The sequence below is a fragment of the Pseudomonas sp. A6 genome, assembly GCF_052367875.1.
Classification (GTDB): Bacteria; Pseudomonadota; Gammaproteobacteria; order Pseudomonadales; family Pseudomonadaceae; genus Pseudomonas; species Pseudomonas citronellolis.
This window is the reverse complement of sequence record NZ_CP198970.1, coordinates 4,470,829-4,490,998: the sequence shown is the minus strand read 5'-3', so window position 1 is coordinate 4,490,998 and position 20,170 is coordinate 4,470,829. Positions and strand designations below refer to the sequence as shown.

19 protein-coding genes are annotated in these 20,170 nt (G+C 70.6%); 13 read left to right on the top strand and 6 right to left on the bottom strand.

The window, feature by feature from the left end:
- Nucleotides 1-26: 26 nt before the first annotated feature.
- Complete coding sequence (locus ACTWJ5_RS19745) at nt 27-1,211, bottom strand: acyl-CoA dehydrogenase family protein (RefSeq protein ID WP_074981631.1); 1,185 nt, start codon at nt 1,209-1,211, stop codon at nt 27-29.
- A gap of 225 nt (nt 1,212-1,436) precedes the next feature.
- Between ACTWJ5_RS19745 and ACTWJ5_RS19740 the strand changes: the two genes are divergently transcribed.
- Genes ACTWJ5_RS19740 through ACTWJ5_RS19725 form a run of 4 tightly spaced genes read left to right on the top strand, consistent with a single transcriptional unit; the run spans nt 1,437 to nt 5,468 of the window.
- Nucleotides 1,437-1,955 (top strand): flavin reductase family protein, encoded by a 519-nt coding sequence (locus tag ACTWJ5_RS19740; protein WP_444436363.1) that lies wholly within the window; start codon nt 1,437-1,439, stop codon nt 1,953-1,955.
- Nucleotides 1,956-1,960: 5 nt separating this feature from the next.
- On the top strand, nt 1,961-3,622 hold the full coding sequence (locus tag ACTWJ5_RS19735; RefSeq protein ID WP_444436362.1) for an FAD-binding protein: 1,662 nt from the start codon (nt 1,961-1,963) through the stop codon (nt 3,620-3,622).
- A gap of 12 nt (nt 3,623-3,634) precedes the next feature.
- Nucleotides 3,635-4,390, top strand: coding sequence for a glucose 1-dehydrogenase (locus ACTWJ5_RS19730; RefSeq protein ID WP_074981637.1), 756 nt, complete (start codon nt 3,635-3,637; stop codon nt 4,388-4,390).
- A gap of 13 nt (nt 4,391-4,403) precedes the next feature.
- The gene (locus tag ACTWJ5_RS19725; RefSeq protein ID WP_444436361.1) at nt 4,404-5,468 is read left to right on the top strand and encodes a 2Fe-2S iron-sulfur cluster-binding protein; all 1,065 of its coding nucleotides are present in this window, start codon (nt 4,404-4,406) and stop codon (nt 5,466-5,468) included.
- Nucleotides 5,469-5,534: 66 nt separating this feature from the next.
- On the opposite strand, the gene ACTWJ5_RS19720 is transcribed toward ACTWJ5_RS19725, so the two are convergent.
- Both ACTWJ5_RS19720 and parS read right to left on the bottom strand, forming a co-directional pair.
- The gene (locus ACTWJ5_RS19720; RefSeq protein ID WP_116425018.1) at nt 5,535-6,032 is read right to left on the bottom strand and encodes an RES family NAD+ phosphorylase; all 498 of its coding nucleotides are present in this window, start codon (nt 6,030-6,032) and stop codon (nt 5,535-5,537) included.
- Nucleotides 6,032-6,493: a type II RES/Xre toxin-antitoxin system antitoxin gene (gene parS / locus ACTWJ5_RS19715; protein ID WP_074981643.1), complete on the bottom strand. Its 462-nt coding sequence runs from the start codon at nt 6,491-6,493 to the stop codon at nt 6,032-6,034. Before parS ends, ACTWJ5_RS19720 begins: the two co-directional genes overlap by 1 nt.
- 190 nt (nt 6,494-6,683) lie before the next feature.
- Between parS and ACTWJ5_RS19710 the strand changes: the two genes are divergently transcribed.
- Together ACTWJ5_RS19710 and ACTWJ5_RS19705 are read left to right on the top strand one after the other, a co-directional pair.
- Nucleotides 6,684-7,430: an SDR family NAD(P)-dependent oxidoreductase gene (locus tag ACTWJ5_RS19710; RefSeq protein WP_074981645.1), complete on the top strand. Its 747-nt coding sequence runs from the start codon at nt 6,684-6,686 to the stop codon at nt 7,428-7,430.
- A 64-nt stretch (nt 7,431-7,494) separates the two neighbouring features.
- Nucleotides 7,495-9,066, top strand: coding sequence for a FadD3 family acyl-CoA ligase (locus ACTWJ5_RS19705; RefSeq protein WP_444436360.1), 1,572 nt, complete (start codon nt 7,495-7,497; stop codon nt 9,064-9,066).
- Nucleotides 9,067-9,503: 437 nt separating this feature from the next.
- Here the strand turns inward: ACTWJ5_RS19705 and cysN are convergent, their stop codons facing one another.
- From cysN to ACTWJ5_RS19690, 3 genes are all read right to left on the bottom strand, one after another.
- Entirely contained in the window at nt 9,504-11,396 is a 1,893-nt protein-coding gene (cysN, locus tag ACTWJ5_RS19700) for a sulfate adenylyltransferase subunit CysN (protein WP_444436359.1), read from the bottom strand.
- The gene (gene cysD, locus ACTWJ5_RS19695) at nt 11,396-12,292 is read right to left on the bottom strand and encodes a sulfate adenylyltransferase subunit CysD (protein ID WP_074981652.1); all 897 of its coding nucleotides are present in this window, start codon (nt 12,290-12,292) and stop codon (nt 11,396-11,398) included. Before cysD ends, cysN begins: the two co-directional genes overlap by 1 nt.
- Nucleotides 12,293-12,403: 111 nt before the next feature.
- Nucleotides 12,404-12,874, bottom strand: a complete 471-nt coding sequence (locus ACTWJ5_RS19690; protein ID WP_444436358.1) for an SRPBCC domain-containing protein — start codon at nt 12,872-12,874, stop codon at nt 12,404-12,406.
- Between the two features lie 149 nt (nt 12,875-13,023).
- On the opposite strand from ACTWJ5_RS19690, the gene ACTWJ5_RS19685 reads away from it, so the two are divergent.
- The 7 genes from ACTWJ5_RS19685 (at nt 13,024) to ACTWJ5_RS19655 (ending at nt 20,144) form a co-directional block, all read left to right on the top strand.
- Nucleotides 13,024-14,139, top strand: coding sequence for a DUF1214 domain-containing protein (locus ACTWJ5_RS19685; RefSeq protein WP_253407229.1), 1,116 nt, complete (start codon nt 13,024-13,026; stop codon nt 14,137-14,139).
- Nucleotides 14,136-15,299: a sulfotransferase family protein gene (locus ACTWJ5_RS19680; protein WP_444436357.1), complete on the top strand. Its 1,164-nt coding sequence runs from the start codon at nt 14,136-14,138 to the stop codon at nt 15,297-15,299. The genes ACTWJ5_RS19685 and ACTWJ5_RS19680 overlap by 4 nt, the downstream gene beginning before the upstream one ends.
- 34 nt (nt 15,300-15,333) lie before the next feature.
- A complete protein-coding gene (locus tag ACTWJ5_RS19675) occupies nt 15,334-16,122 on the top strand; it encodes an SDR family oxidoreductase (RefSeq protein WP_074981661.1) in 789 nt (262 codons plus the stop codon).
- A 10-nt stretch (nt 16,123-16,132) separates the two neighbouring features.
- Nucleotides 16,133-17,104 (top strand): acetyltransferase, encoded by a 972-nt coding sequence (locus tag ACTWJ5_RS19670; protein WP_253390640.1) that lies wholly within the window; start codon nt 16,133-16,135, stop codon nt 17,102-17,104.
- 608 nt (nt 17,105-17,712) lie between these two features.
- Nucleotides 17,713-18,378, top strand: a complete 666-nt coding sequence (locus ACTWJ5_RS19665; RefSeq protein WP_253407233.1) for a M24 family metallopeptidase — start codon at nt 17,713-17,715, stop codon at nt 18,376-18,378.
- A 115-nt stretch (nt 18,379-18,493) separates the two neighbouring features.
- Nucleotides 18,494-18,838 (top strand): metalloregulator ArsR/SmtB family transcription factor, encoded by a 345-nt coding sequence (locus ACTWJ5_RS19660; protein WP_069866041.1) that lies wholly within the window; start codon nt 18,494-18,496, stop codon nt 18,836-18,838.
- Nucleotides 18,839-18,860: 22 nt separating this feature from the next.
- The gene (locus tag ACTWJ5_RS19655; RefSeq protein WP_253407234.1) at nt 18,861-20,144 is read left to right on the top strand and encodes an arsenic transporter; all 1,284 of its coding nucleotides are present in this window, start codon (nt 18,861-18,863) and stop codon (nt 20,142-20,144) included.
- Nucleotides 20,145-20,170: the final 26 nt, after the last annotated feature.

Below are 20,170 nucleotides of genomic sequence, written 5' to 3'. Positions count from 1 at the left end.
TCAACCGATCCTACGAAGCCGTTTCGTCAGAGGAAGAAGTCCGTGGAGTCCGCGCCCATGCTCACGCCGCCGAGGTTCCAGGCGTACTTCGCCGGGCTGTTGGCGACGTGCGCGCGGCCGGTGTGGATGTCGCGGAAGGCGCGGTTGATCGGGTGCTCGCGGAAGATCGTCGAGGCGCCGCTGTTGAACATCAGCGCGCCGGCCGCGCGGGCGCACTTGTCCGCCACCAGGGCCGAGTCGTAGCGCATCTTCACCCGCTCGGGCATGCTCAGGCCCTGGCCGTCGCGGGCGCGCTGCATCATGGTTTCGAAGTTGCGCAGCAGCACGGTGCGGCATTCGTCGACGCAGACCATGGCATCGGCCAGGGCCTGCTGGGCGCCGGGGTCCTGGCCCATCTTGCGGCCGTCGTTGACGCCGACGCGGGCGCGGTTGTGCTCGATGAAGCAGTCCACCGCGCCCTGCAGCGCGCCGATGGCCGAGGACGACACCGCGCGCACGAAGATCTGCCCGAACGGCAGGCGGAACAGTGGTGCCGTGTTCACCGCGTTGCCCGGGCTGTTCTGCATGAAGCCGTCGAGGGCGCGGTGGGTGCGGTGCTCGGGGACGAAGGCGTCTTCCACCAGCACGTCGTGGGAGCCGGTGGCCTCCAGGCCCATCACGTTCCAGTTGTCCAGCACCTGGTAGTCGCTGCGTGGCACCAGGAAGGTGCGGTAGTCCGGCGCGCCGCCCGGCTCGCTCGGCGGTACCAGGGCGCCGAGGAAGGCCCACTGGCAATGCTGGCTGCCGCTGGAGAAGCCCCAGCGCCCGGACAGGCGGAAGCCGCCCTGCACCGGGGTGACCTTGCCCACCGGCATGTAGGAGGAAGAGATCAGCACGCTGGAGTCGGCGCCCCACACGTCCTGCGCGGCGCGGTCGTCGAACAGCGCCAGCTGCCAGTTGTGGATGGCCACCACGCCCAGCACCCAGGCCGAGGACATGCAGCCCTCGGCGAGGGTCATCTGCACCTCGAAGAAGTCCTTCGGCTCCAGTTCGTAGCCTTCCCAGCGCGCCGGCTGGAGGATGCGGAAGAAGCCGGCGTCGTGGAAGTCGCGCAGCGTCTCCTCGGGCAGGCGGCCCTGGCGGGCGGCGTCGGCGGCGCGTTCGCGCAGCACCGGCACCAGTTCGCGGGCGCGCTGGCGCAGGCGCTGGCGGATCAGTTCCTGGTCGAGCATCTTGTTGTTCTCCTGTGATCGCCCCGCGCGGGGGCTGTGCTCGGTCCCCGGCGCTCGGCGGCAGGGGCCTTCGCGGGCATTTGGCAACGCCCGCGCGGCGCCCGCATCCCACAAACGGACCATATGCCGCGGCGCCGGGCCGCCTAGTCCCCTCGGACGATGTTGGGCCACCGGGGCGGCCACAGAATCCATCGCACAACAACGCCTACAGCGAGGCCCCGTGCGATGAACCAGGACGAACTCAAAGCCGACATGCTCCAGGCCATGCGCCGCCTGGCCAAGTCGGTGACCATCATCACCACCCGCGATGGCCGCGAGCGTTTCGCCATGTCCGCCACCGCGGTGGATTCGCTGTCCACCGAGCCGCCGTCGCTGCTGATCTGCGTGAACAAGACCGCCTCGCTGCACCGCGTGCTGGAGGCCGGCGCCGACTTCTGCGTGAACATCCTCGGCCAGGAGCAGGAGCACCTGTCGCACCTGTGCAGCGGCCCGGTGAAGGGCGAGGGGCGCTTCGCCAGCGGCGACTGGCGCGCCGCCGAATGCGGCGTGCCCTACCTGGCCGACGCCCAGGCCAGCGTGATCTGCGAGCAGGACGGGCGCTTCGCCTACGGCACCCACACGGTGTTCATCGGGCGTATCCGCGAGATCCGCCACAGCCCGCGGATCACCCCGCTGATCTACGTGAACGGCACCTACACCACCGCCGTCGCCGTGCAGGCGCCGAGCGTGGCGGCGGCGGGCTGACCGGCATGGCCGCCACCCAGCCGATCGCCCCGCTGCGCCTGGCCGAGGGCGCGCCGCCGCAGTGGCACGCCGAGACCGACCTGCTGGTGGTCGGCTTCGGCGGCGCCGGCGCCTGCGCCGCCCTGGAAGCGCGCGAGCGCGGCCTGCAGGTGCTGGCCCTGGACCGCTTCACCGGCGGCGGCGCCACGGCCCGCAGCGGCGGGGTGGTCTATGCCGGCGGCGGTACGCCGCAGCAGCGGCAGGCCGGCTATGCCGACGACGCTCAAGCCATGTTCAGCTACCTGCGCGAGGAGGTCGGCGACGCGGTGCAGGCCGAGACCCTGCGCGACTTCTGCCAGCGCAGCGTCGAGCAGCTGGCCTGGCTGGAGCGCCAGGGCGCGCGCTACGAGGCCAGCGTGCCGCCGCAGAAGACCTCCTACCCCAGCGACCGCTACTACCTCTATTACTCCGGCAACGAAGCCGTGCCGGCCTATGCCAGCCTGGCCAAGCCGGCGCCGCGCGGCCATCGCACCAAGGGCCGTGGCATGTCCGGCGCCGCGCTGTTCGGCGCCTTGCGCGCGGCGGCGCGGGCCAAGGGCGTAGAGCTTTACAGCCAATGCGAAGTGCGCCGCTTGGTGCAGGATGCCAGCGGCGCGGTGGTCGGCGTCGAGGCCTGGCGCCTGCCGCCGGGCAGCGCCGCGGCGCGCCGCCATGCCTGGCTGGGGCGCCTGGCCACGGCCATCCACCCCTACGCGCCGCCGCTGGCCGAGCGCCTGACTGCCGCGCTGCGGCGTATCGAGCAGCGCCACGCTCAGCCGATCCTGCTGCGCGCGCGCAAGGGCGTGTTGCTCAGCGCCGGCGGCTTCATCTTCAACCGCGCGATGCTCGCCGAGCACGCGCCGCGCTACCTGGCCGGGCTGCCCCTGGGCACGCCGGGCTGCGACGGCAGCGGCATCCGCCTGGGCCTGGGCGTCGGCGCGGCCGCGCAGCACCTGGACAAGGTCAGCGCCTGGCGCTTCATCAACCCGCCGCTGGCCTGGGCCCGCGGGGTGATCGTCAACGCCGAGGGCGAGCGTTACTGCAATGAGGAGGTGTACGGCGCCAAGCTCGGCCACGCCATGGTGGAAGAGCAGGGCGGCCGCGCCATCCTGGTGCTGGACCGCAACCTGCTGCACGAGTCCGTGCGCCAGGTCGGGCCGGGCAAGGTGTGGTCGTTCCAGCGCCTGCCGGTACTGCTCAACCTGCTGTTCAACCGCCGCCGTGGCGATACCCCGGAACAGCTGGCCCAGGCCCTGGGCATGCCGCCGGCGAACCTGCGCCGGACCCTGGAGGAATACGGCCGGGCGGCGCGCGGCGAGCACACCGACGCCTTCGGCAAGTCGCCGGCGATGCTCGCCGACCTCGACGACGGGCCCTGGTACGCGCTGGACCTGTCCTTCGACAGCAAGCTGTATCCCTGCCCGGCCATCACCCTCGGCGGGCTGCGCGTGTGCGAGCGCAGCGGCCGCGTGCTGGACGCCGCCGGGCAGCCCATCGCCGGGCTCTACAGCGCCGGGCGCAATGCCGTGGGCATCGCTTCCAACCTCTACGTGTCGGGCCTGTCCATCGCCGACTGCGTGTATTCCGGCCGCCGCGCCGCCGCCCACGCGGCAGCGCAGGCGCACGCCGCCACCCCCGAAACCGCCTGAAGGAAAACAAGCATGAACCGAGTACAAGGCAAGGTCTGCATCGTCACCGGCGCGGCCAGCGGCATCGGCCGCGAGGACGCCCTGCTGCTGGCCGCGGAGGGCGCCCGCGTGGTGCTCAGCGACCTCAACGAGGAAGCCGGCCGCGCCCTGGCCGCCGAGATCGGCGAGCAGGCGCTGTTCATCCGCCACGACATCGCCAGCGAAAGCGACTGGCAGCACGTGGTGAAGACCACCCTGGAGCGCTTCGGCCGCCTCGACGTGCTGGTCAACAATGCCGCCATCCTGGCCATGGCCAGCATCGAGGACACCAGCCTGGAGCTGTGGCGCAAGGTGCAGACCATCAATGGCGAGGGCTACTTCCTCGGCTGCAAGTACGCCATCGCGGCGATGAAGGAGAGCGGCGGCGGCTCCATCGTCAACATGTCCTCGGTGGCGGCCCTGGGCGGCATGCCGGCCTTCTGCGCCTACTCCGCGTCCAAGGGCGCGGTGGCGGCCATGACCCGCTCCATCGCCCTGCACTGCAAGCAGCAGGGCTACCGCATCCGCTGCAACAGCGTGCACCCGGACGGCGTCAACACCCCCATGACCCAGGCCCTGGCCGGCGGCCAGCCGATCCCGCAGGAAGTGCTCGACGCCGACCCCATGAACCGCATGTGCGCCCCGCGGGACATCGCCAGCGTGGTGCTGTTCCTCGCCTCGGACGAGTCGCGCTTCATCAACGGCGCCGAGATCCGCGTGGACAACGCCCAGCTGATCAGCGGCATCTGAACGGAGCATGGCGATGGGCAGTGCGCAGACCCTGGCGCCGCAGGCGCCGACCGCCGGCGGCAGTTTCCGCCTGGCGGTCGCCGAGGTGATCGAGGAAACCGCCGACGCGCGCTCGCTGGTGCTGCGCGTGCCGGCGGAGCTGGCCGGGCGTTTCCACTACCGCGCCGGGCAGTTCCTCGGCTTCCGCGTGCTGGTCGACGGCAAGCGCCTGAGCCGCTGCTATTCCATGTCCAGCACCCCGGGCCTGGACGACGCGCTGCGGGTCACCGTCAAGCGCGTCGCCGGCGGCCGGGTGTCGAACTGGATGAACGACAGCGTGCGCGCCGGCGACGAACTGGAAGTGCTGCCGCCGGCCGGGCACTTCCACCTGGGCAGCGACGAGCGTGACCTGCTGCTGTTCGGCGGCGGCTCGGGCATCACCCCGGTGTTCTCCATCCTGCGCGAGGCGCTGGCTAGCCGCGCCTGCCGCATCCGCCTGGTATATGCCAACCGCGACGCGGCCTCGGTGATCTTCCGCGAGGCCCTGCGCGAACTGGTGCGCGAATACGGCGAGCGGCTGCAGGTGATCCACGTGCTGGATGAGTTGCAGGGCTTTCTCGCCGCCAGCGACGTGCGCCACCTGCTGCGCGGCTGGGAACACGCCGAATGCTTCATCTGCGGGCCGGGGCCATTCATGGACACGGTGGAAGGCACCTTGCTGCAGGCCGGCGTCGAGCCGGGGCGCATCCACGTCGAGCGCTTCGTCTCGCCGCCGGATGCGGACGAGCAGGCGGCCGTCGAACTGCCCGATGGCGGTGTTGCCGTGGAAAGCCTGGTGGTGGCCCTGGACGGCGCCGAGCACCAGGTGCCCTGCGCGCCGGGCGAGACGCTGCTGGAAAGTTGCCGCAAGGCCGGGCTGGCGCCGCCGGCTTCCTGCGAGGAAGGCTACTGCGGCGCCTGCATGTGCAAGGTGGAGCAGGGCGAGGTGCTGCTGCCGCGCAACGACGTGCTCAGCGCCGCCGAGCTGGCCGAGGGCTGGACCCTCGCCTGCCAGGGCCGCGCCGGCAGCCGCGAGGTGCGGGTGCGCTTCCCGGATTGAAGAGGTCGTTCTCGAGTGTGGGGCTGTGCCGCCCCGTTGCAGCCCGGCTTCGGCCGGGCTCTTTTTTCAGGGCGCCGGCGGGTTGAGCCGGGTGTCCAGGGCGAAGGCCTCCTGGCTGACCAGCTCGTAGGCGCCCTTGGCCAGGGCCGGGCTGAGCAGCAGGTTCCAGCCGTGCGGCACCACCGCCGAGGGGATGAGGATGAACGGGTGGGCGGCGAGCAGTTCGTTGCCGAACACCTGCTGGCCGTGGCTGGGGATGCCGGGCACCAGCCAGTTGCGGTTCGGCAGGCTGCCCGGCTCCACGCGCAGCACCCGGGCGGGGTCGAGGATGCGTGCGCAGGTCAGCACGTGGGGCACCCGGTCCAGCGCGGGGAAGCCCTTGTGCACCGCTACCTCGAGAATGGCCGTGGCGGCGTCCGCGCTGGCGTACACGGCGCGCACGCCCTTGGAGTTCCAGCGCCCGCCGGCCAGTTCGGCGCCGATGCCGCTGTCCCAGCCGTCGGCATGTTCGCGCCGGTCCAGGCGCCAGAGGTACAGCTCGCCGGTCCCTGGCAGTGGCTGCATCAGTAGACCCCGTAGTCCAGGCGGGTGAGGAAGTCGTCCACCAGTTCGAAGCCGACCTGGGTGGTCAGCAGGTCGACCGGCGCATGGCCTTCCAGGCCCAGGGCCGGGGCCATCAGCCAGTCCACCGCGGCGCGGCGCGAGCCTAGCACTTCCTCGGCGCGGCTGAGCACCTTGGCCAGGCGCCAGGCGCTGCTGCTCTGCTCGGCGGACAGCGGCTCGGGGTGCTTGAGGCGGCGCTGCAGGGTGCGCTCGGACATGCCGATGAGCTTGATGAAGGCCTGCCGGTCCAGCTCCATGGATTCGGCGAAGGCGATCACCACGTCCGACGGCAGGCCGCGCTCGATCATCTCGTGCACCTCGAACACGCTGCTGGCGTGCGGCCCCTTGTCACCGTAGAGCAGGCGCAGCGGCTGGTCCGGGTCCTGGGGGAGGCGATAGCGGTTGTCGTTGCCGAGGCTCATGGCGCGGGCACTCCTGGTTTTTGCCATATGGCGGAAAGTTACCGCCATGTGGCGAAAATAGCCAGCGCCCTTCGCCGAACGGTCGCCGCCCCTTGCGTGCCGGCTAGTCCCATCGGACGATCTCCGGCCGCCGGGGCCCCGCTAGACTCCGGCGCACGGCAAACCGACAACAACAAGCAGAGGTGTGCGAATGAATCGACTGCAAGGCAAGGTCGCGGTGGTCACCGGCGCGGCATCGGGAATCGGACTGGCCTGCGCCCGCTGCTTCGCCGAAGAGGGCGCGCAGGTGGTGGGGCTGGACGTGGGCCAGGCGCCGGCGGAGTTCCCCGGGCTGTTCATGGCCCTGGACGTGCGCGACGAAGCCAACGTGCAGCAGGTGATGGGCGAGGTCGTCGCGCGCCACGGCCGCCTCGACGTGCTGGTCAACGCCGCCGGCGTGGCCAGCCAGGGCAGCGTCACCAGCTCGCCCACCAGCGAATGGCAGCGGGTGCTGGACATCAACCTCACCGGCAGCATGCTCACCAGCAAGCACGCCCTGCCGCAGATGGTCGCCCAGCGCGGCGGCTCGATCATCAACATCGGCTCGATCTTCGGCCTGCAGGGCTGCGACGGCAACACCGCCTACAACGTGGCCAAGGGCGGCATCAACCAGCTGACGCGCTCCATGGCCATCGACTACGGCCACGCCAACGTGCGCGTCAACGGCCTCTGCCCGGGACTGATCGAGACGCCGATGACGCAGATGGTCCGCGAGCAGGAGGCCTTCCACGCCTTCTTCGCCTCGCAGCACATGCTGTGCCGCGCCGGGCAGCCGGAGGAGGTGGCCAAGGTCGCGCTGTTCCTGGCCTCGGACGACGCCTCTTTCGTCAGCGGGCAGATGATCGCCGTCGACGGCGGCTTCTCCGCCGGCCGCCGCTTCGCCCCGCCGCAGGCCTGAGCCTGCCGCCAGCGGGCCGGCGGCGCGCCGGCCCTTTTCCGCTTTCGCTCGCGAGTTACCCGCCATGACCCCTGTGCTCTGCGCCCCGACCATTCCCCAGCTGTTGGCCGCCGCGGCGGCGGCCCATGGCGACCAGCCGGCCATCGAGGACGGCGCCACCCACCTGAGCTACCGCCAGCTCGACGGCCTGCGCCGCCGCGCCGCGCGGGCGCTGCTGGCGCTGGGCGTCGGCCATGGCGAGCGGGTGGCATTGTGGGCGCCGAACCTCTGGGAATGGATAGTCGCGGCCACCGCGCTGCAGAGCGTGGGCGCCGTGCTGGTGCCGCTGAACACCCGCATGAAGGGCGCCGAGGCCGGCCTGGTGCTGCGCGAAAGCGGCGCCAGCGCGCTGTTCGTCATCGGCGAATTCCTCGGCACCGACTACCCGGCGCAGCTCGCCGGCGAAGCGCTGCCGGCGCTGCGTCACCGGGTGATACTGCGCGGCGAGCGCGACGGCTGCCTGGGCTGGGAGGCCTTCCTGGCCCTGGCCGGGCAGGTGAGCGAGGCGCAGCTGGAGGAGCGCGAGGCGACGCTGACCGCCGAGGACCTGTGCGACCTGCTGTTCACCTCCGGCACCACCGGCAAGCCCAAGGGCGTGATGACCGCCCACGGCCAGAACCTGCGCCTGGTGCGCGACTGGAGCGAGATGGTCGGCCTGCGCCAGGGCGACCGCTACCTGATCGTCAACCCGTTCTTCCACAGCTTCGGCTACAAGGCCGGCTGGCTGGCGGCGCTGATGCGCGGCTGCTGCATCCTGCCGCAGCCGGTGTTCGACGTGCCGCTGTTGTTGCAGCGCATCGAGCGCGAGCGCGTCACCGTGCTGCCCGGTCCGCCGACTCTCTATCAATCGCTGCTGGCCCATCCGCAGCGCGGCGAGCATGACCTGGGCTCCCTGCGCGTGGCCGTCACCGGCGCCGCCTCGGTGCCGGTGGAAATGGTCCGGCGCATGCGCAGCGAGCTGGGCTTCCAGACCATAGTCACCGCCTACGGCCTCACCGAGACCTGCGGCTTCGTCACCATCTGCCGCCCCGGCGACGACGCAGAAACCATCGCCACCACCAGCGGCCGCGCCTTCCCCGAGGTGGAAGTGCGCTGCGTGGATGCCCTCGGCCAATCGGTGCCGGCGGGGCAGCCGGGCGAGGTGGTGGTGCGCGGCTACAACCTGATGCGCGGCTACTTCAACAACCCCGAGGCTACCGCCGAGGCGATAGACGCCGAGGGCTGGCTGCACACGGGCGACGTCGGCGTGCTCGACGAGCGCGGCTACCTGCGCATCACCGACCGCCTCAAGGACATGTTCATCAACGGCGGCTTCAACGTGTACCCGGCGGAGATCGAGCAGGCCATCCTGGCCTACCCGGGCGTGGCCCAGGCGGCGGTGGTCGGCATCCCCGACGAGCGCCTGGGCGAGGTGGCCATGGCCTTCCTGCTGCCGGCCCCGGGCCAGGCGATAGACCTCGACGCCTTCCTCGCCTGGTGCCGCGAGCGCATGGCCAACTACAAGGCGCCCCGCCGCGCGATGGTGCTGGACGCGCTGCCGCTGAATGCCGCAGGGAAGGTGACCAAGGCGGCGTTGCGGGAGATGGCGTTGGGGTAGGTCATTCCCATGTAGGAGCGCGCCCTGCGCGCGAATCGCGGGCAGGGCCCGCTCCTACGGTGGTGCTTCCCTGTAGAAGCAACGTCTTGCCGGCTGCGCCGGGGCGCTTTTCGTAGGATGGGTTGAGCCTTGGCGAAACCCATGCGGTCGTGGTGATGGGTATCGCTTCGCTCAACGCCATCCTACGAAAAGCCGTGCTCCCTGGAACCGTAGGAGACTCTGTCCGCGATTCTCGGCTGCTGGCTGGAATATCGGTGCCAGGTCTGAGAGCCCCCTCTCCCCAGCCCTCGGCTGCGCGCCCCGCCCTGAAGGGTGAGGGCGCTCCAAAGCCCAACCCCAAAGCCCCAGGCACACACCATTCGCGAGCAAGCTCGCTCCTACGAAAAACAAAGGCCCGCTCCCCGGGCAGGGGAGCGGGCCTCGGCATCCCACCAAACCTACCCCCTCAGCAACACGTCCACTATCCGCTCCGCCGCCGCTTCCGCCGACTCGACCCGCGTATCGACATGGATATCCGGCGCCTCCGGCGCCTCGTAGGGCGAGTCGATACCCGTGAAGTTCTTCAGCTCCCCGCGCCGGGCCTTCTGGTACAGCCCCTTGGGATCGCGCTGCTCCGCCAGGCTCAGCGGCGCATCGACGAAGATCTCCAGGAAGTTGCCTTCGCCGGCCAGCGCCCGGGCCATGTCGCGTTCGGCGCGGAACGGCGAGATGAACGAGACCAGGGTGATCAGCCCGGCATCGAGCATCAGTTTCGCCACCTCCGCCACCCGGCGGATGTTCTCCACCCGGTCGGCCTCGGTGAAGCCCAGGTCGCGGTTCAGGCCGTGGCGCACGTTGTCGCCGTCGAGCAGGTAGGTGTGCCTGCCCAGGGCGTGCAGCCGGCGTTCCACCAGGTTGGCGATGGTCGACTTGCCGGCCCCGGACAGCCCGGTGAACCACAGCACCCGAGGCGCCTGGCCCTTCAGTGCGGAATGCGCGTCACGGTTCACGTCGATGGCCTGCCAGTGCACGTTCTGCGCGCGGCGCAGGGCGAAGTGCAGCATGCCGGCGCCCACCGTGCGGTTGCTCAGCCGGTCGATGACGATGAAGCCGCCGGTGTCGCGGTTGTCGGCGTAGGCATCGAAGGCGATGGGGCGGTCCAGGTCGAGATTGCACACGCCGATCTCGTTCAGCTCCAGGGTGCGCGCGGCCAGGTGCTCCAGGCTGTTCACGTCGACCCGGTGCTTGAGGGCGGTGCAGCTCATGCCCAGGGTGCGGGTGCCGATCTTCATCAGGTAGGGGCGGCCCGGCAGCAGGGCGTCCTCGTCCATCCACACCAGGGTGGCCTCGAACTGGTCGGCCACCTCCGGCGGGGCGTCGGCCAGGGCGATGAGGTCGCCGCGGCTGATGTCGATCTCGTCTTCCAGGGTGAGGGTCACCGCCTGGCCGCAGACCGCCTCTTGCTGCTCGCCGGCGGCGCCGAGGATGCCGCTGACCACGCTGGTCTTGCCCGAGGGCAGGGCGCGGATGCGCTCGCCGACGCGGATGCTGCCGGCGGCGATGTTGCCGCTGTAGCCGCGGAAGTCCAGGTTCGGCCGGTTCACCCACTGCACCGGCAGGCGGAAGGCTGCGCTGCTCTGCCGCGACTCCTCCAGGGGCACGCTTTCCAGGTGCTGCAGCAGGCTCGGGCCCTGGTACCAGGGCGTGTTCGGGCTGGGTTCGAGCATGTTGTCGCCGCACAGCGCCGAGAGCGGGATGCACTGGATGTCGTCCAGGCCGATCTGCGCGGCGAAGGCGCGGTAGTCGCGCTCGATGCGCTCGAACACTTCCTGGGAGTAGCCCATCAGGTCCAGCTTGTTCACCGCCAGCACCACCTTGCGGATGCCCAGCAGCGACACCAGGTAGCTGTGCCGGCGCGTCTGCACCAGCAGGCCCTGGCGGGCGTCGACCAGGATCACCGCGAGGTCGGCGGTGGAGGCGCCGGTGACCATGTTGCGGGTGTACTGCTCGTGGCCGGGGGTGTCGGCGACGATGAACTTGCGCTTGTCGGTGGCGAAGAAGCGGTAGGCCACGTCAATGGTGATGCCCTGTTCGCGCTCGGCGGCCAGGCCGTCCACCAGCAGGGCGAAGTCCAGTGCCTCGCCCTGGGTGCCGAGCTTCTTCGAGTCGGCCTCCAACTGGCCGAGCTGGTCCTCGAACAGCACCTTGGATTCGTAGAGCAGGCGGCCGATCAGCGTGCTCTTGCCGTCGTCGACGCTGCCGCAGGTGATGAAGCGCAGCAGCTGCTTGTGCTGCTGTTGTTCCAGGTAGGGGCGCAGGTCGTCGCCCAGGGCCGCGGGAATGGCGTTCATCAGAAGTACCCCTCTTGTTTCTTCTTCTCCATGGAGCCGGCCGAGTCGCTGTCGATCAGCCGGCCCTGGCGTTCGGAGGTGCGGCTGACGAGCATCTCGCGGATGATCGCCGGCAGGTCGTCGGCGTCGCTGTCGATGGCGCCGGTCAGCGGGTAGCAGCCCAGGGTGCGGAAGCGCACCTTGCGCAGCTCCGGGGTTTCCCCGGCGCGCAGCGGCAGGCGCGGGTCGTCGACCATGATCAGGGTGCCGTCGCGGCGCACCACCGGGCGCTCGGCGGCGAAGTACAGCGGCACGATGGGGATCTGTTCCAGGTAGATGTATTGCCAGATGTCCAGCTCGGTCCAGTTCGACAGCGGGAACACCCGCAGGCTCTCGCCCTTGCGCTTGCGCGTGTTGTACAGGCGCCAGAGTTCCGGGCGCTGCTGCTTGGGGTCCCAGCGGTGCTGCTCGGAGCGGATCGAGAACACCCGCTCCTTGGCCCGCGACTTCTCCTCGTCGCGCCGCGCGCCGCCGAAGGCCGCGTCGAAGCCGTACTGGTCCAGCGCCTGCTTCAGGCCCTGGGTCTTCCACACGTCGGTGTGCAGCGCCGAGCCGTGGTCGAACGGGTTGATGCCGCGCGCCAGGCCTTCCGGGTTCACGTGCACCAGCAGCTCCAGGCCCAGGCGCCGCGCGGTCGCATCGCGGAAGGCGATCATCTCGCGGAACTTCCAGGTGGTGTCCACGTGCAGCAGGGGGAAGGGCGGCTTGCCGGGGGCGAAGGCCTTCATCGCCAGGCGCAGCATCACCGCGCTGTCCTTGCCGATGGAGTAGAGCATCACCGGGTTTTCGCACTCGGCCACCACTTCGCGGATGATCTGGATGCTTTCCGCTTCCAGCCATTGCAGATGAGTCAACATCGGTTACCTCCTCGTGTTCGGCCGGACTTCTCTCCGGCATGGCGCCACGGTAGGTAATGCGCCGTCGCGGCTTCTTCGTCCGAGCAGACGAAAAAACCGCGACGGCCCGTTTCAGCCCTCCGCCCCGTGCAACGCCTCGGCGTGGGTCTTCAGCGCCAGGGCCACGGCGTCGAAGCCCTGCTTGACCCAGGCGCCGTGGTTGGCCATGACCGCATCGGCGGTGGCGCCGAGGAACTGGTCGGTGGTGTGGTAGCGGCAGCTCTGCGGGCCGGTCTTCTCGATGAGCTGCTCGCGGCGCGCGGCGTCCGGGTTGCCGGCGCTGGCGTGCATCTCCCAGGCCAGCAGGCGCGGCGGCTCGAAACTGGCGAGCTGCTCGACCACGTGCAGCAGCTCGCCGGGGCGGGAAGGATCGGGCAGGAACAGGTTCACCGGCTCGCCCAGGCGCAGGCTCGACTCGACCTTGACGGTGTAGGGGTTCCACTGCGGGTAGCGGGGCAGGTCGACCAGCACCGACCAGACCAGTTCGGCCGGCGCTGCGATGTCCACGGTCAGCGAGCGGACCAGGTTCTTCTGCGTACTCATGGGTGTGCTCCAGGTGCGTGCGCCGCACCGCGCGGCGCGCTCGCCCCGATGCTCGGCGCATTCGCCGGCGCGCTCCTCGTCCGAGCGGACGAAGAATCCGCCGCCGGCTCCTCCCTAAGGTCTGCCCAGGCCCACTGGAGGAGACCGACATGCCCACCGACCCCATCGAGCAGGAGGTTGTCAGCGGCGAAAGCTGGACGCGCTTCTGCGAGCAACTGCGCCGCAGCGGCGAGCAGATACTGCGCGCCGAGGCCCCGGCCGACGCGCAGACCCGCGCCGAAGGCTTCCGCTACCTGACGCGCCTGCTGCGCATCGCCCTGGAAATGCACCTGGAGTTCGCCGACGCCGACTTCCCCGGCTTCATCACCCCGTCCCACGAGACCGCCAAGATCGGCGCCGACAACCCCGACAACCTGTACCGCTACGCCCGCCTCAACGGCACGCAGCGCTACCGCGTCAGCGGCACCCGCGGCAGCGTCGCCTACCTCAGCTTCGGCACCCAGAAGGGCGGCTACGAGACCGACGGCAGGATGATCCAGACCGGCTTCATCGACGCCGGGCAACTGCAGCTGGACGCCGACGGTCGCTTCGAGCTGATCCTTTCCCAGCAGCCGCCGGCCAGCGGCAACTGGCTGCGCCTGGAGCCGGAAAGCAATGCGCTGATCGTCCGCCAGACCTTCCTCGACCGCGCCAGCGAGCAGCCGGCTCAGCTGCGCATCGAGCGCCTGGACGCCGGCAGCGCACCGCAGCCGCTGGACCCGCAGCGCCTGCAGCAGGGCCTGCAGCGCGCCGCCGGCTTCGTCGAGAACACCGCGCGGCTGTTCGCCGACTGGGCCCAGGGCTACCAGGCCCACGCCAACCGGCTGCCGCCGGCGGACCAGGCGCTGTGCCAGGCGGTGGGCGGCGACCCGAACATCTTCTACTACCACTCGTACTGGGCGCTGGCCGAGGACGAGGCGCTGCTGATCGAGGTGGAACAGGTTCCCGAGTGCGACTTCTGGAACCTGCAGATCAACAACTACTGGATGGAGTCGCTGGACTACCGCTACCACCGCATCTGCCTGAACAAGCACTCGGCGCAGCTGGACGCCAACGGCGGCGTGCGCCTGGTGCTCAGCGCCCGCGACCCGGGCCTGCCCAACTGGCTGGAAACCGCCGGCCACCCCCACGGCACCCTCTGCCTGCGCTGGGTCGGCGCGCAGCGCCCGGTGCACCCGGGCACCCGCGTGGTCAAGCTCACCGACCTGAAGGAACTGGCGCCATGAACGACTTCTCCGCCCATTGCCTGCTGGCCGAAGCCAGCGCCCGCGCCGGCGGCCTCGACGACTTCGGCCCCGGCGACTACCGCGAGGCCCTGGACGTGCTGGCCACGGCCCTGCGCGACGAGGCCCGGCTTTCCGAGCAGGGCCGCGTGCTGCTGCGCGAGAAGCTGCTGGCGCAACTGGTCAACCGCCTGGTGCTGGAGGACTACTGCAAGCGCCATCCGGAAATCCTCGAACAGCCCATCGACGACCCGCTGGTGATCGTCGGCCTGCCGCGCACCGGCACCACGCTGCTGCAGCGCACCCTGGCGGTGGACGCGCAGTTCAGCAAGGCGCAGTGGTGGGAAACCCGCTACCCGGCGCCGCTGCCCGGCGAGGCCGTGGAGCGGCCGACGCAGCGCATCGAGCGGGCCCGCGCGGAAGTGGCGGGGATGGTCGAGTTCCTCCCGCAACTGCTGGCCATCCACCCGCTGGACGCCGAGCAGCCCGACGAGGAATTCATGCTCATGGAGCACTCCTTCCTCTGCGCCATGGACTCCTACGTCAACGTGCCGGGCTACACCGCCTGGCTCGACCGCCAGGACCAGGCCCAGGTCTACCGCTACCTCAAGCGCAGCCTGCAGTTCCTGCAATGGCAGCAGGCCCGCCGCGGCATCGCCCCCGGCCGCCGCTGGCTGCTGAAGAGCCCGCAGCACCTGCACACCCTGGAACTGCTGTTCGAAGTGTTCCCGCGCGCCCAGGTGGTGCTCACCCACCGCGAGCCGGGCAAGACCATCCCGTCGCTGGCCAGCTTCATCCATACGCTCTGGCAGCTGTACAGCGACGCGGCCGACCCGCGCGCCGTCGGCGAGCAGTGGAACAGCCGCATGGCGCGGGCCCTGCGCCACACCCTGGCGGTGCGCGAGGGCATGCCGGCGGGGCGCTTCCTCGACGTGCGCTTCGAGGACACCCTCGGCGATCCGCTCGCCGTGGTCGAGCGCATCTACCGCTTCGCCGGCCTCGAGCTCACCCCGGCCACCCGCTCGGCCATGGCCCGCTGGCTGGCGGAGAACGGCCGCGAGAAGCGCGCCAGCCACCAGTACGACGCCCAGCGCTTCGGCCTCGACGACGAGCGCCTGCGCCGCGACTACGCCGAATACCGCGCGCGCCACCTTGGCGCCTGAATCCGCCCCCACAAAAGCTCACAGGAGAAAAGACATGCTGCTCAAGGACAAGGTCGTGATGGTCTCGGGCATCGGCCCGGGGCTGGGCATCAAGCTGGCCCTGGAGGCCGCCCGCGAAGGCGCCCGCGCCCTGGCCATAGGCGCGCGCAGCGAGGCGCGGCTGGCCGAGGCGCAAGAACGCATCCAGGCCTTGGCGCCGGACTGCCAGGTGCTGCGCCTGGCCACCGACATCACCGACGCCGAGGCCTGCAAGGCCTTCGCCCAGGCCACGCTGGCGCGCTTCGGGCGCATCGACGCACTGATCAACAGCGCCTTCTCCCACGGCGGCTTCCAGGCCGTGGAGGAGGGCGACAACGCGCCGCTGCGCGAAGCCCTGGAGGTCAACCTGCTCGGCTCGCTGAACATGACCCGCGCGGTGCTGCCGCCGATGCAGGCGCAGCGCGCCGGGGCCATCGTCATGATCAACACCCTGGGCGTGCGCAAGCCCTACCAGGGCGGCGCCGCCTATTCCGCCTCCAAGGGCGCGCTGGCGGCGAGCGTGCGCTACCTCGCCAGCGAACAGGCGGTGCACGGCCTGCGCGTCAACGCCCTGGCCTGCGGCTGGATGTGGGGCGAGCCGGTGCAGGCGGTAGTGCGCCAGACGGCGGCCGCGCGTGGCGTGAGCGAGGAGCAGGTGCGCGCCGAATTCAGCGCCGGCATCCCCGGCGGGCGTATGCGCAGCGACGAGGAATGCGCCCGTGCCGCGCTGTTCCTGGCCTCGGACTACGCCAGCGCGATCAACGGCGCGCAGCTCGACGCCAATGGCGGCGAGCTGATGGCCTGAGGGCGCCGGCATGCTCGAACATTGCGCCTTCAATGGCGACGCCGACGGCCTCTGCGCCCTGCAGCAACTGCGCCTGGCCGGCGAGCTGGGCGCGGCGCCGCGCCTGGTCAGCGGGGTGAAGCGCGACATCGCCCTGCTGCAGCGGGTGCAGGCCGGCCCCGGCGAGCGCGTCACCGTGCTGGACATTTCTCACTCGCAGAACCACGAGCCCGCCCTGCGCCTGCTGCAGGCCGGCGCCCGCGTGCGCTACTTCGACCATCACCACGCCGGCGAGCTGCCCGCGCACCCGGCCTTCGAGTCCTTCATCGATACCGCCGCCGACGTCTGCACCAGCATCCTGGTCGACCGCCACTTGCAGGGCCGCCACCACCGCTGGGCGGTGGCCGCAGCCTTCGGCGACGGCCTGGCCGGCCCGGCGCGGGCCCTGGCGCAGCGCCACGGCCTGGCGGCGGAGGAGGTGGCGGCACTGGAGGAACTGGGCCTGCTGCTCAACTACAACGCCTACGGCGAAAGCCTGGCCGACCTGCACTTCGAGCCCCTGGCCCTGGCCGAGGAACTGCGGCCCTACGCCGAGCCGCTGGACTTCGTGCGCCACAGCGCGAGCTTCGCCACCCTGCGCGCCGGCTACGCCGCCGACATGGCCCTGGCGCAAGGCCAGCGCCCCTGGCGCGAAGGCCCGGGCGCATTGCTCTACCGCCTGCCGGGCGAGGCCTGGGCGCGGCGGGTGAGCGGGGTGCTGGCCAACCAGCTGGCCAGCCGCGCGCCGGGCCATGCCATCGGCCTGCTCAGCGCCAAGGCCGGCGGCGGCTGGCTGTTCAGCCTGCGCGTGCCGGCCGCCGCCGAACTGCCGGCCGACGCCTTCTGCCGCGCGTTCCCCACCGGCGGCGGACGGGCCCGCGCAGCCGGCATCAACCACCTCGACGACGAACACCTGGAACACCTCGCCAACCAGTTGCTGGAGCGATACCCCACGGCACCGTAGGGCGTACAACCGTTCGCGGTTGTACGCCGCCACACCATGACCCACCGCCCGCTCCGGGGCTGGATTAGAAGCGCCCCGGAGCCACGGCCAAGCGGCGTATAACGCGGAGCGTTATACGCCCTACAGGAGTCCCAGCGACGCCAACCACCTGCCGGAGCCATACCCGTGGCACCGTAGGGCGTACAACCGTTCGCGGTTGTACGCCGCCACACCACGACCCACCGTCCGCTCCGGGGCTGGACTCGAAGCGCCCTGGAGCCACGGCCAAGCGGCGTATAACGCGGAGCGTTATACGCCCTACAGGAGTCCCCAGCGACGCCAACCACCTGCCGGAGCGATACCCATGGCACCGTAGGGCGTACAACCGTTCGCGGTTGTACGCCGCCACACCACGACCCACCGTCCGCTCCGGGGCCGGATTCGAAGCGCCCCGGAGCCACGGCCAAGCGGCGTATAACGCGGAGCGTTATACGCCCTACAGGCGCCTGTCCCTGCAGGCAATCTCCGATCGGCTGGAAATCCGGCACCCGCGACGACAGTTGCATTCGGCTATCGCTATGTAGAACTCTATACGCCGAAATCCCGAGGACTCCGCAGAGACTGCCCGAATGAATACCGCCGTGTACGCCAAGGAAGCCGTGGGCGCGAACTATGCGCCGGAACTGATGAAATACGCCCAGGCCCGCACCTGGGAGGCCGTGGACGCCATCGCCGCGGCCATCCGCCCGGGGATGAGCGAGTCCGAGGCCACCGCCATCGGCAAGCAGGTGCTGGCCGAGCTGGGCATGCAGCGCATCTGGCACCCGCTGCTGATCCGCTTCGGCGCCAACACCCTGAAGACCTTCAAGCAGCGCTCCGACGGCGACCCGCTGCTGGGCGCGAACGACATCTTCTTCATCGACATGGGCGTGGTCTGGCGCGGCCACGAAGGCGATGCCGGGGCTACCTTCGTGGTCGGCGACGACGCCGAGATGGCGGCCTGCGCGGCGGCGGCCAAGGAGCTGTTCCAGCGCGTCGAGGCGCACTGGCGCGACACCCGCTGCAGCGGCGTGGCGCTGTACGACTTCGCCCATGCCCAGGCCGAGGCGCTGGGCTGGAAGCTCAACCTGGACATCAAGGGCCACCGCGTCAGCGACTTCCCCCACGCCATCTACCGCGCCGGCGACCTGGGCGACTACGCCGAGCACCCCAACGGCGGGTTGTGGATCCTGGAAATCCAGATCGCCCACCCGCACAAGCCCTACGGGGCCTTCTACGAAGACCTGCTGGCCTGACATAAGGCGGGGGCCCTCGGCGGCAACCGCCGGGGGCGTTTGAAGGCGCGCCCGGAGTTGTCTTTCACATATGGAAATCCGTATATTCGACTTTCCATATGTTCTGGTGCCCCCGATGATCGCGCCCCCCGAAGTCTTCAAGTGCCTGGCCGACGAGACCCGCGCCCGCGCCACCCTGCTGATCGCCGAGCAGGGCGAGCTGTGCGTCTGCGAGCTGATGTGCGCGCTGGGCGACAGCCAGCCCAAGGTCAGCCGCCACCTGGCGCAGCTGCGCGCTGCCGGGCTGCTGCTCGACCGCCGCCAGGGGCAGTGGGTGTACTACCGCCTCAACCCGGCGCTGCCCGCCTGGGTCCACGAGGTGCTGCGCGTCACCCTGCAGGCCAACGCCGACTGGCTGAAGGAAAGCGCCGCCCGCCTGCGCGACATGGATGGCCGCCCCGTGCGCGCCAGCTGCTGCTGAACCCCTCCCGGAACCCGCCTCGATGCTGCTCGCCGCTGCCGTCTTCCTGTTCACCCTCGTCCTCGTCATCTGGCAGCCCAGGGGGCTGGGCGTCGGCTGGAGCGCCAGCGCCGGCGCGCTGGTCGCCCTGGCCCTGGGCGTGGTGTCGCTGCACGACATCCCCACCGTCTGGGCCATCGTCTGGAACGCCACCGCCACCTTCATCGCGGTCATCGTCATCAGCCTGCTGCTGGACGAGGCCGGCTTCTTCGCCTGGGCGGCGCTGCACGTGGCGCGCTGGGCGGGCGGCAGCGGTCGGCGCCTGTTCGCCTTCTGCGTGCTGCTGGGCGCCGCCGTTTCCGCGCTGTTCGCCAACGACGGGGCGGCGCTGATCCTCACCCCCATCGTCATCTCCATGCTGCTGGCGCTGCGCTTCTCGCCGGCGGCGACCCTGGCCTTCGTCATGGCCGCCGGCTTCATCGCCGACACCGCCAGCCTGCCGCTGGTGGTGTCGAACCTGGTGAACATCGTTTCCGCCGACTATTTCGGCCTGGGCTTCGCCGAGTACGCCGCGGTGATGGTGCCGGTGAACCTGGCCAGCGTCGCCGCGACGCTGCTGGCGCTGTACCTGTTCTTCCGCCGCGACCTGCCGCAGCGCTATGCCGTGGACCAACTGCCGGCGCCGCGGGAGGCGATCCGCGACCCGGCCACCTTCGCGGTCGGTGCCTGGATGCTGCTGGCGCTGCTGCTCGGGCTGTTCGCCCTGGAGCCGCTGGGCATCCCGGTCAGCGCGGTGGCGGCGCTGTGCGCGGCGGTGCTCTTCGCCGTCGCCGCCCGCGGCCATGTGATCTCCACCCGGCGGGTGCTGCGCGAGGCGCCCTGGCAGGTGGTGGTGTTCTCCCTGGGCATGTACCTGGTGGTCTACGGCCTGAAGAACGCCGGCCTCACCGACTTCCTCACCCGCCTGCTGGACGGCCTGGCGGGGCAGGGCGTGTGGGCCACGGCCCTGGGCGCCGGCCTGCTGTCGGCGGCGCTGTCGTCGCTGATGAACAACATGCCCAGCGTGCTGGTGGGCGCATTGGCGATCCAGGCCAGCGCCGCCGAGGGCGTGGTCCGCGAGGCGATGATCTACGCCAACGTCATCGGCTGCGACCTGGGGCCGAAGATCACCCCCATCGGCAGCCTGGCCACGCTGCTCTGGCTGCACGTGCTGGCGCGCAAGGGCATCCGCATCACCTGGGGCTACTACTTCAGGGTCGGCATCCTGCTGACCCTGCCGGTCCTGCTCGTCACCCTCTCGGCCCTGGCGCTGCGCCTGAGCCTCTGACGTCCGCCACGAAGCGGAGGAGTTCT

Bases quoted from the DNA above. Each gene is read 5' to 3' on its own strand.
- ACTWJ5_RS19730 (WP_074981637.1), top strand. From the start codon at position 3,635: ATGAACCGAGTACAAGGCAAGGTCTGCATCGTCACCGGCGCGGCCAGC.
- ACTWJ5_RS19745 (WP_074981631.1), bottom strand. From the start codon at position 1,211: ATGCTCGACCAGGAACTGATCCGCCAGCGCCTGCGCCAGCGCGCCCGC.
- ACTWJ5_RS19710 (WP_074981645.1), top strand. From the start codon at position 6,684: ATGAATCGACTGCAAGGCAAGGTCGCGGTGGTCACCGGCGCGGCATCG.
- ACTWJ5_RS19660 (WP_069866041.1), top strand. From the start codon at position 18,494: ATGATCGCGCCCCCCGAAGTCTTCAAGTGCCTGGCCGACGAGACCCGC.
- ACTWJ5_RS19670 (WP_253390640.1), top strand. From the start codon at position 16,133: ATGCTCGAACATTGCGCCTTCAATGGCGACGCCGACGGCCTCTGCGCC.
- ACTWJ5_RS19655 (WP_253407234.1), top strand. From the start codon at position 18,861: ATGCTGCTCGCCGCTGCCGTCTTCCTGTTCACCCTCGTCCTCGTCATC.
- ACTWJ5_RS19705 (WP_444436360.1), top strand. From the start codon at position 7,495: ATGACCCCTGTGCTCTGCGCCCCGACCATTCCCCAGCTGTTGGCCGCC.
- ACTWJ5_RS19740 (WP_444436363.1), top strand. From the start codon at position 1,437: ATGAACCAGGACGAACTCAAAGCCGACATGCTCCAGGCCATGCGCCGC.
- ACTWJ5_RS19725 (WP_444436361.1), top strand. From the start codon at position 4,404: ATGGGCAGTGCGCAGACCCTGGCGCCGCAGGCGCCGACCGCCGGCGGC.
- cysN (WP_444436359.1), bottom strand. From the start codon at position 11,396: ATGAACGCCATTCCCGCGGCCCTGGGCGACGACCTGCGCCCCTACCTG.
- cysD (WP_074981652.1), bottom strand. From the start codon at position 12,292: ATGTTGACTCATCTGCAATGGCTGGAAGCGGAAAGCATCCAGATCATC.
- ACTWJ5_RS19665 (WP_253407233.1), top strand. From the start codon at position 17,713: ATGAATACCGCCGTGTACGCCAAGGAAGCCGTGGGCGCGAACTATGCG.
- ACTWJ5_RS19735 (WP_444436362.1), top strand. From the start codon at position 1,961: ATGGCCGCCACCCAGCCGATCGCCCCGCTGCGCCTGGCCGAGGGCGCG.
- ACTWJ5_RS19685 (WP_253407229.1), top strand. From the start codon at position 13,024: ATGCCCACCGACCCCATCGAGCAGGAGGTTGTCAGCGGCGAAAGCTGG.
- ACTWJ5_RS19675 (WP_074981661.1), top strand. From the start codon at position 15,334: ATGCTGCTCAAGGACAAGGTCGTGATGGTCTCGGGCATCGGCCCGGGG.
- ACTWJ5_RS19680 (WP_444436357.1), top strand. From the start codon at position 14,136: ATGAACGACTTCTCCGCCCATTGCCTGCTGGCCGAAGCCAGCGCCCGC.
- ACTWJ5_RS19690 (WP_444436358.1), bottom strand. From the start codon at position 12,874: ATGAGTACGCAGAAGAACCTGGTCCGCTCGCTGACCGTGGACATCGCA.
- ACTWJ5_RS19720 (WP_116425018.1), bottom strand. From the start codon at position 6,032: ATGCAGCCACTGCCAGGGACCGGCGAGCTGTACCTCTGGCGCCTGGAC.
- parS (WP_074981643.1), bottom strand. From the start codon at position 6,493: ATGAGCCTCGGCAACGACAACCGCTATCGCCTCCCCCAGGACCCGGAC.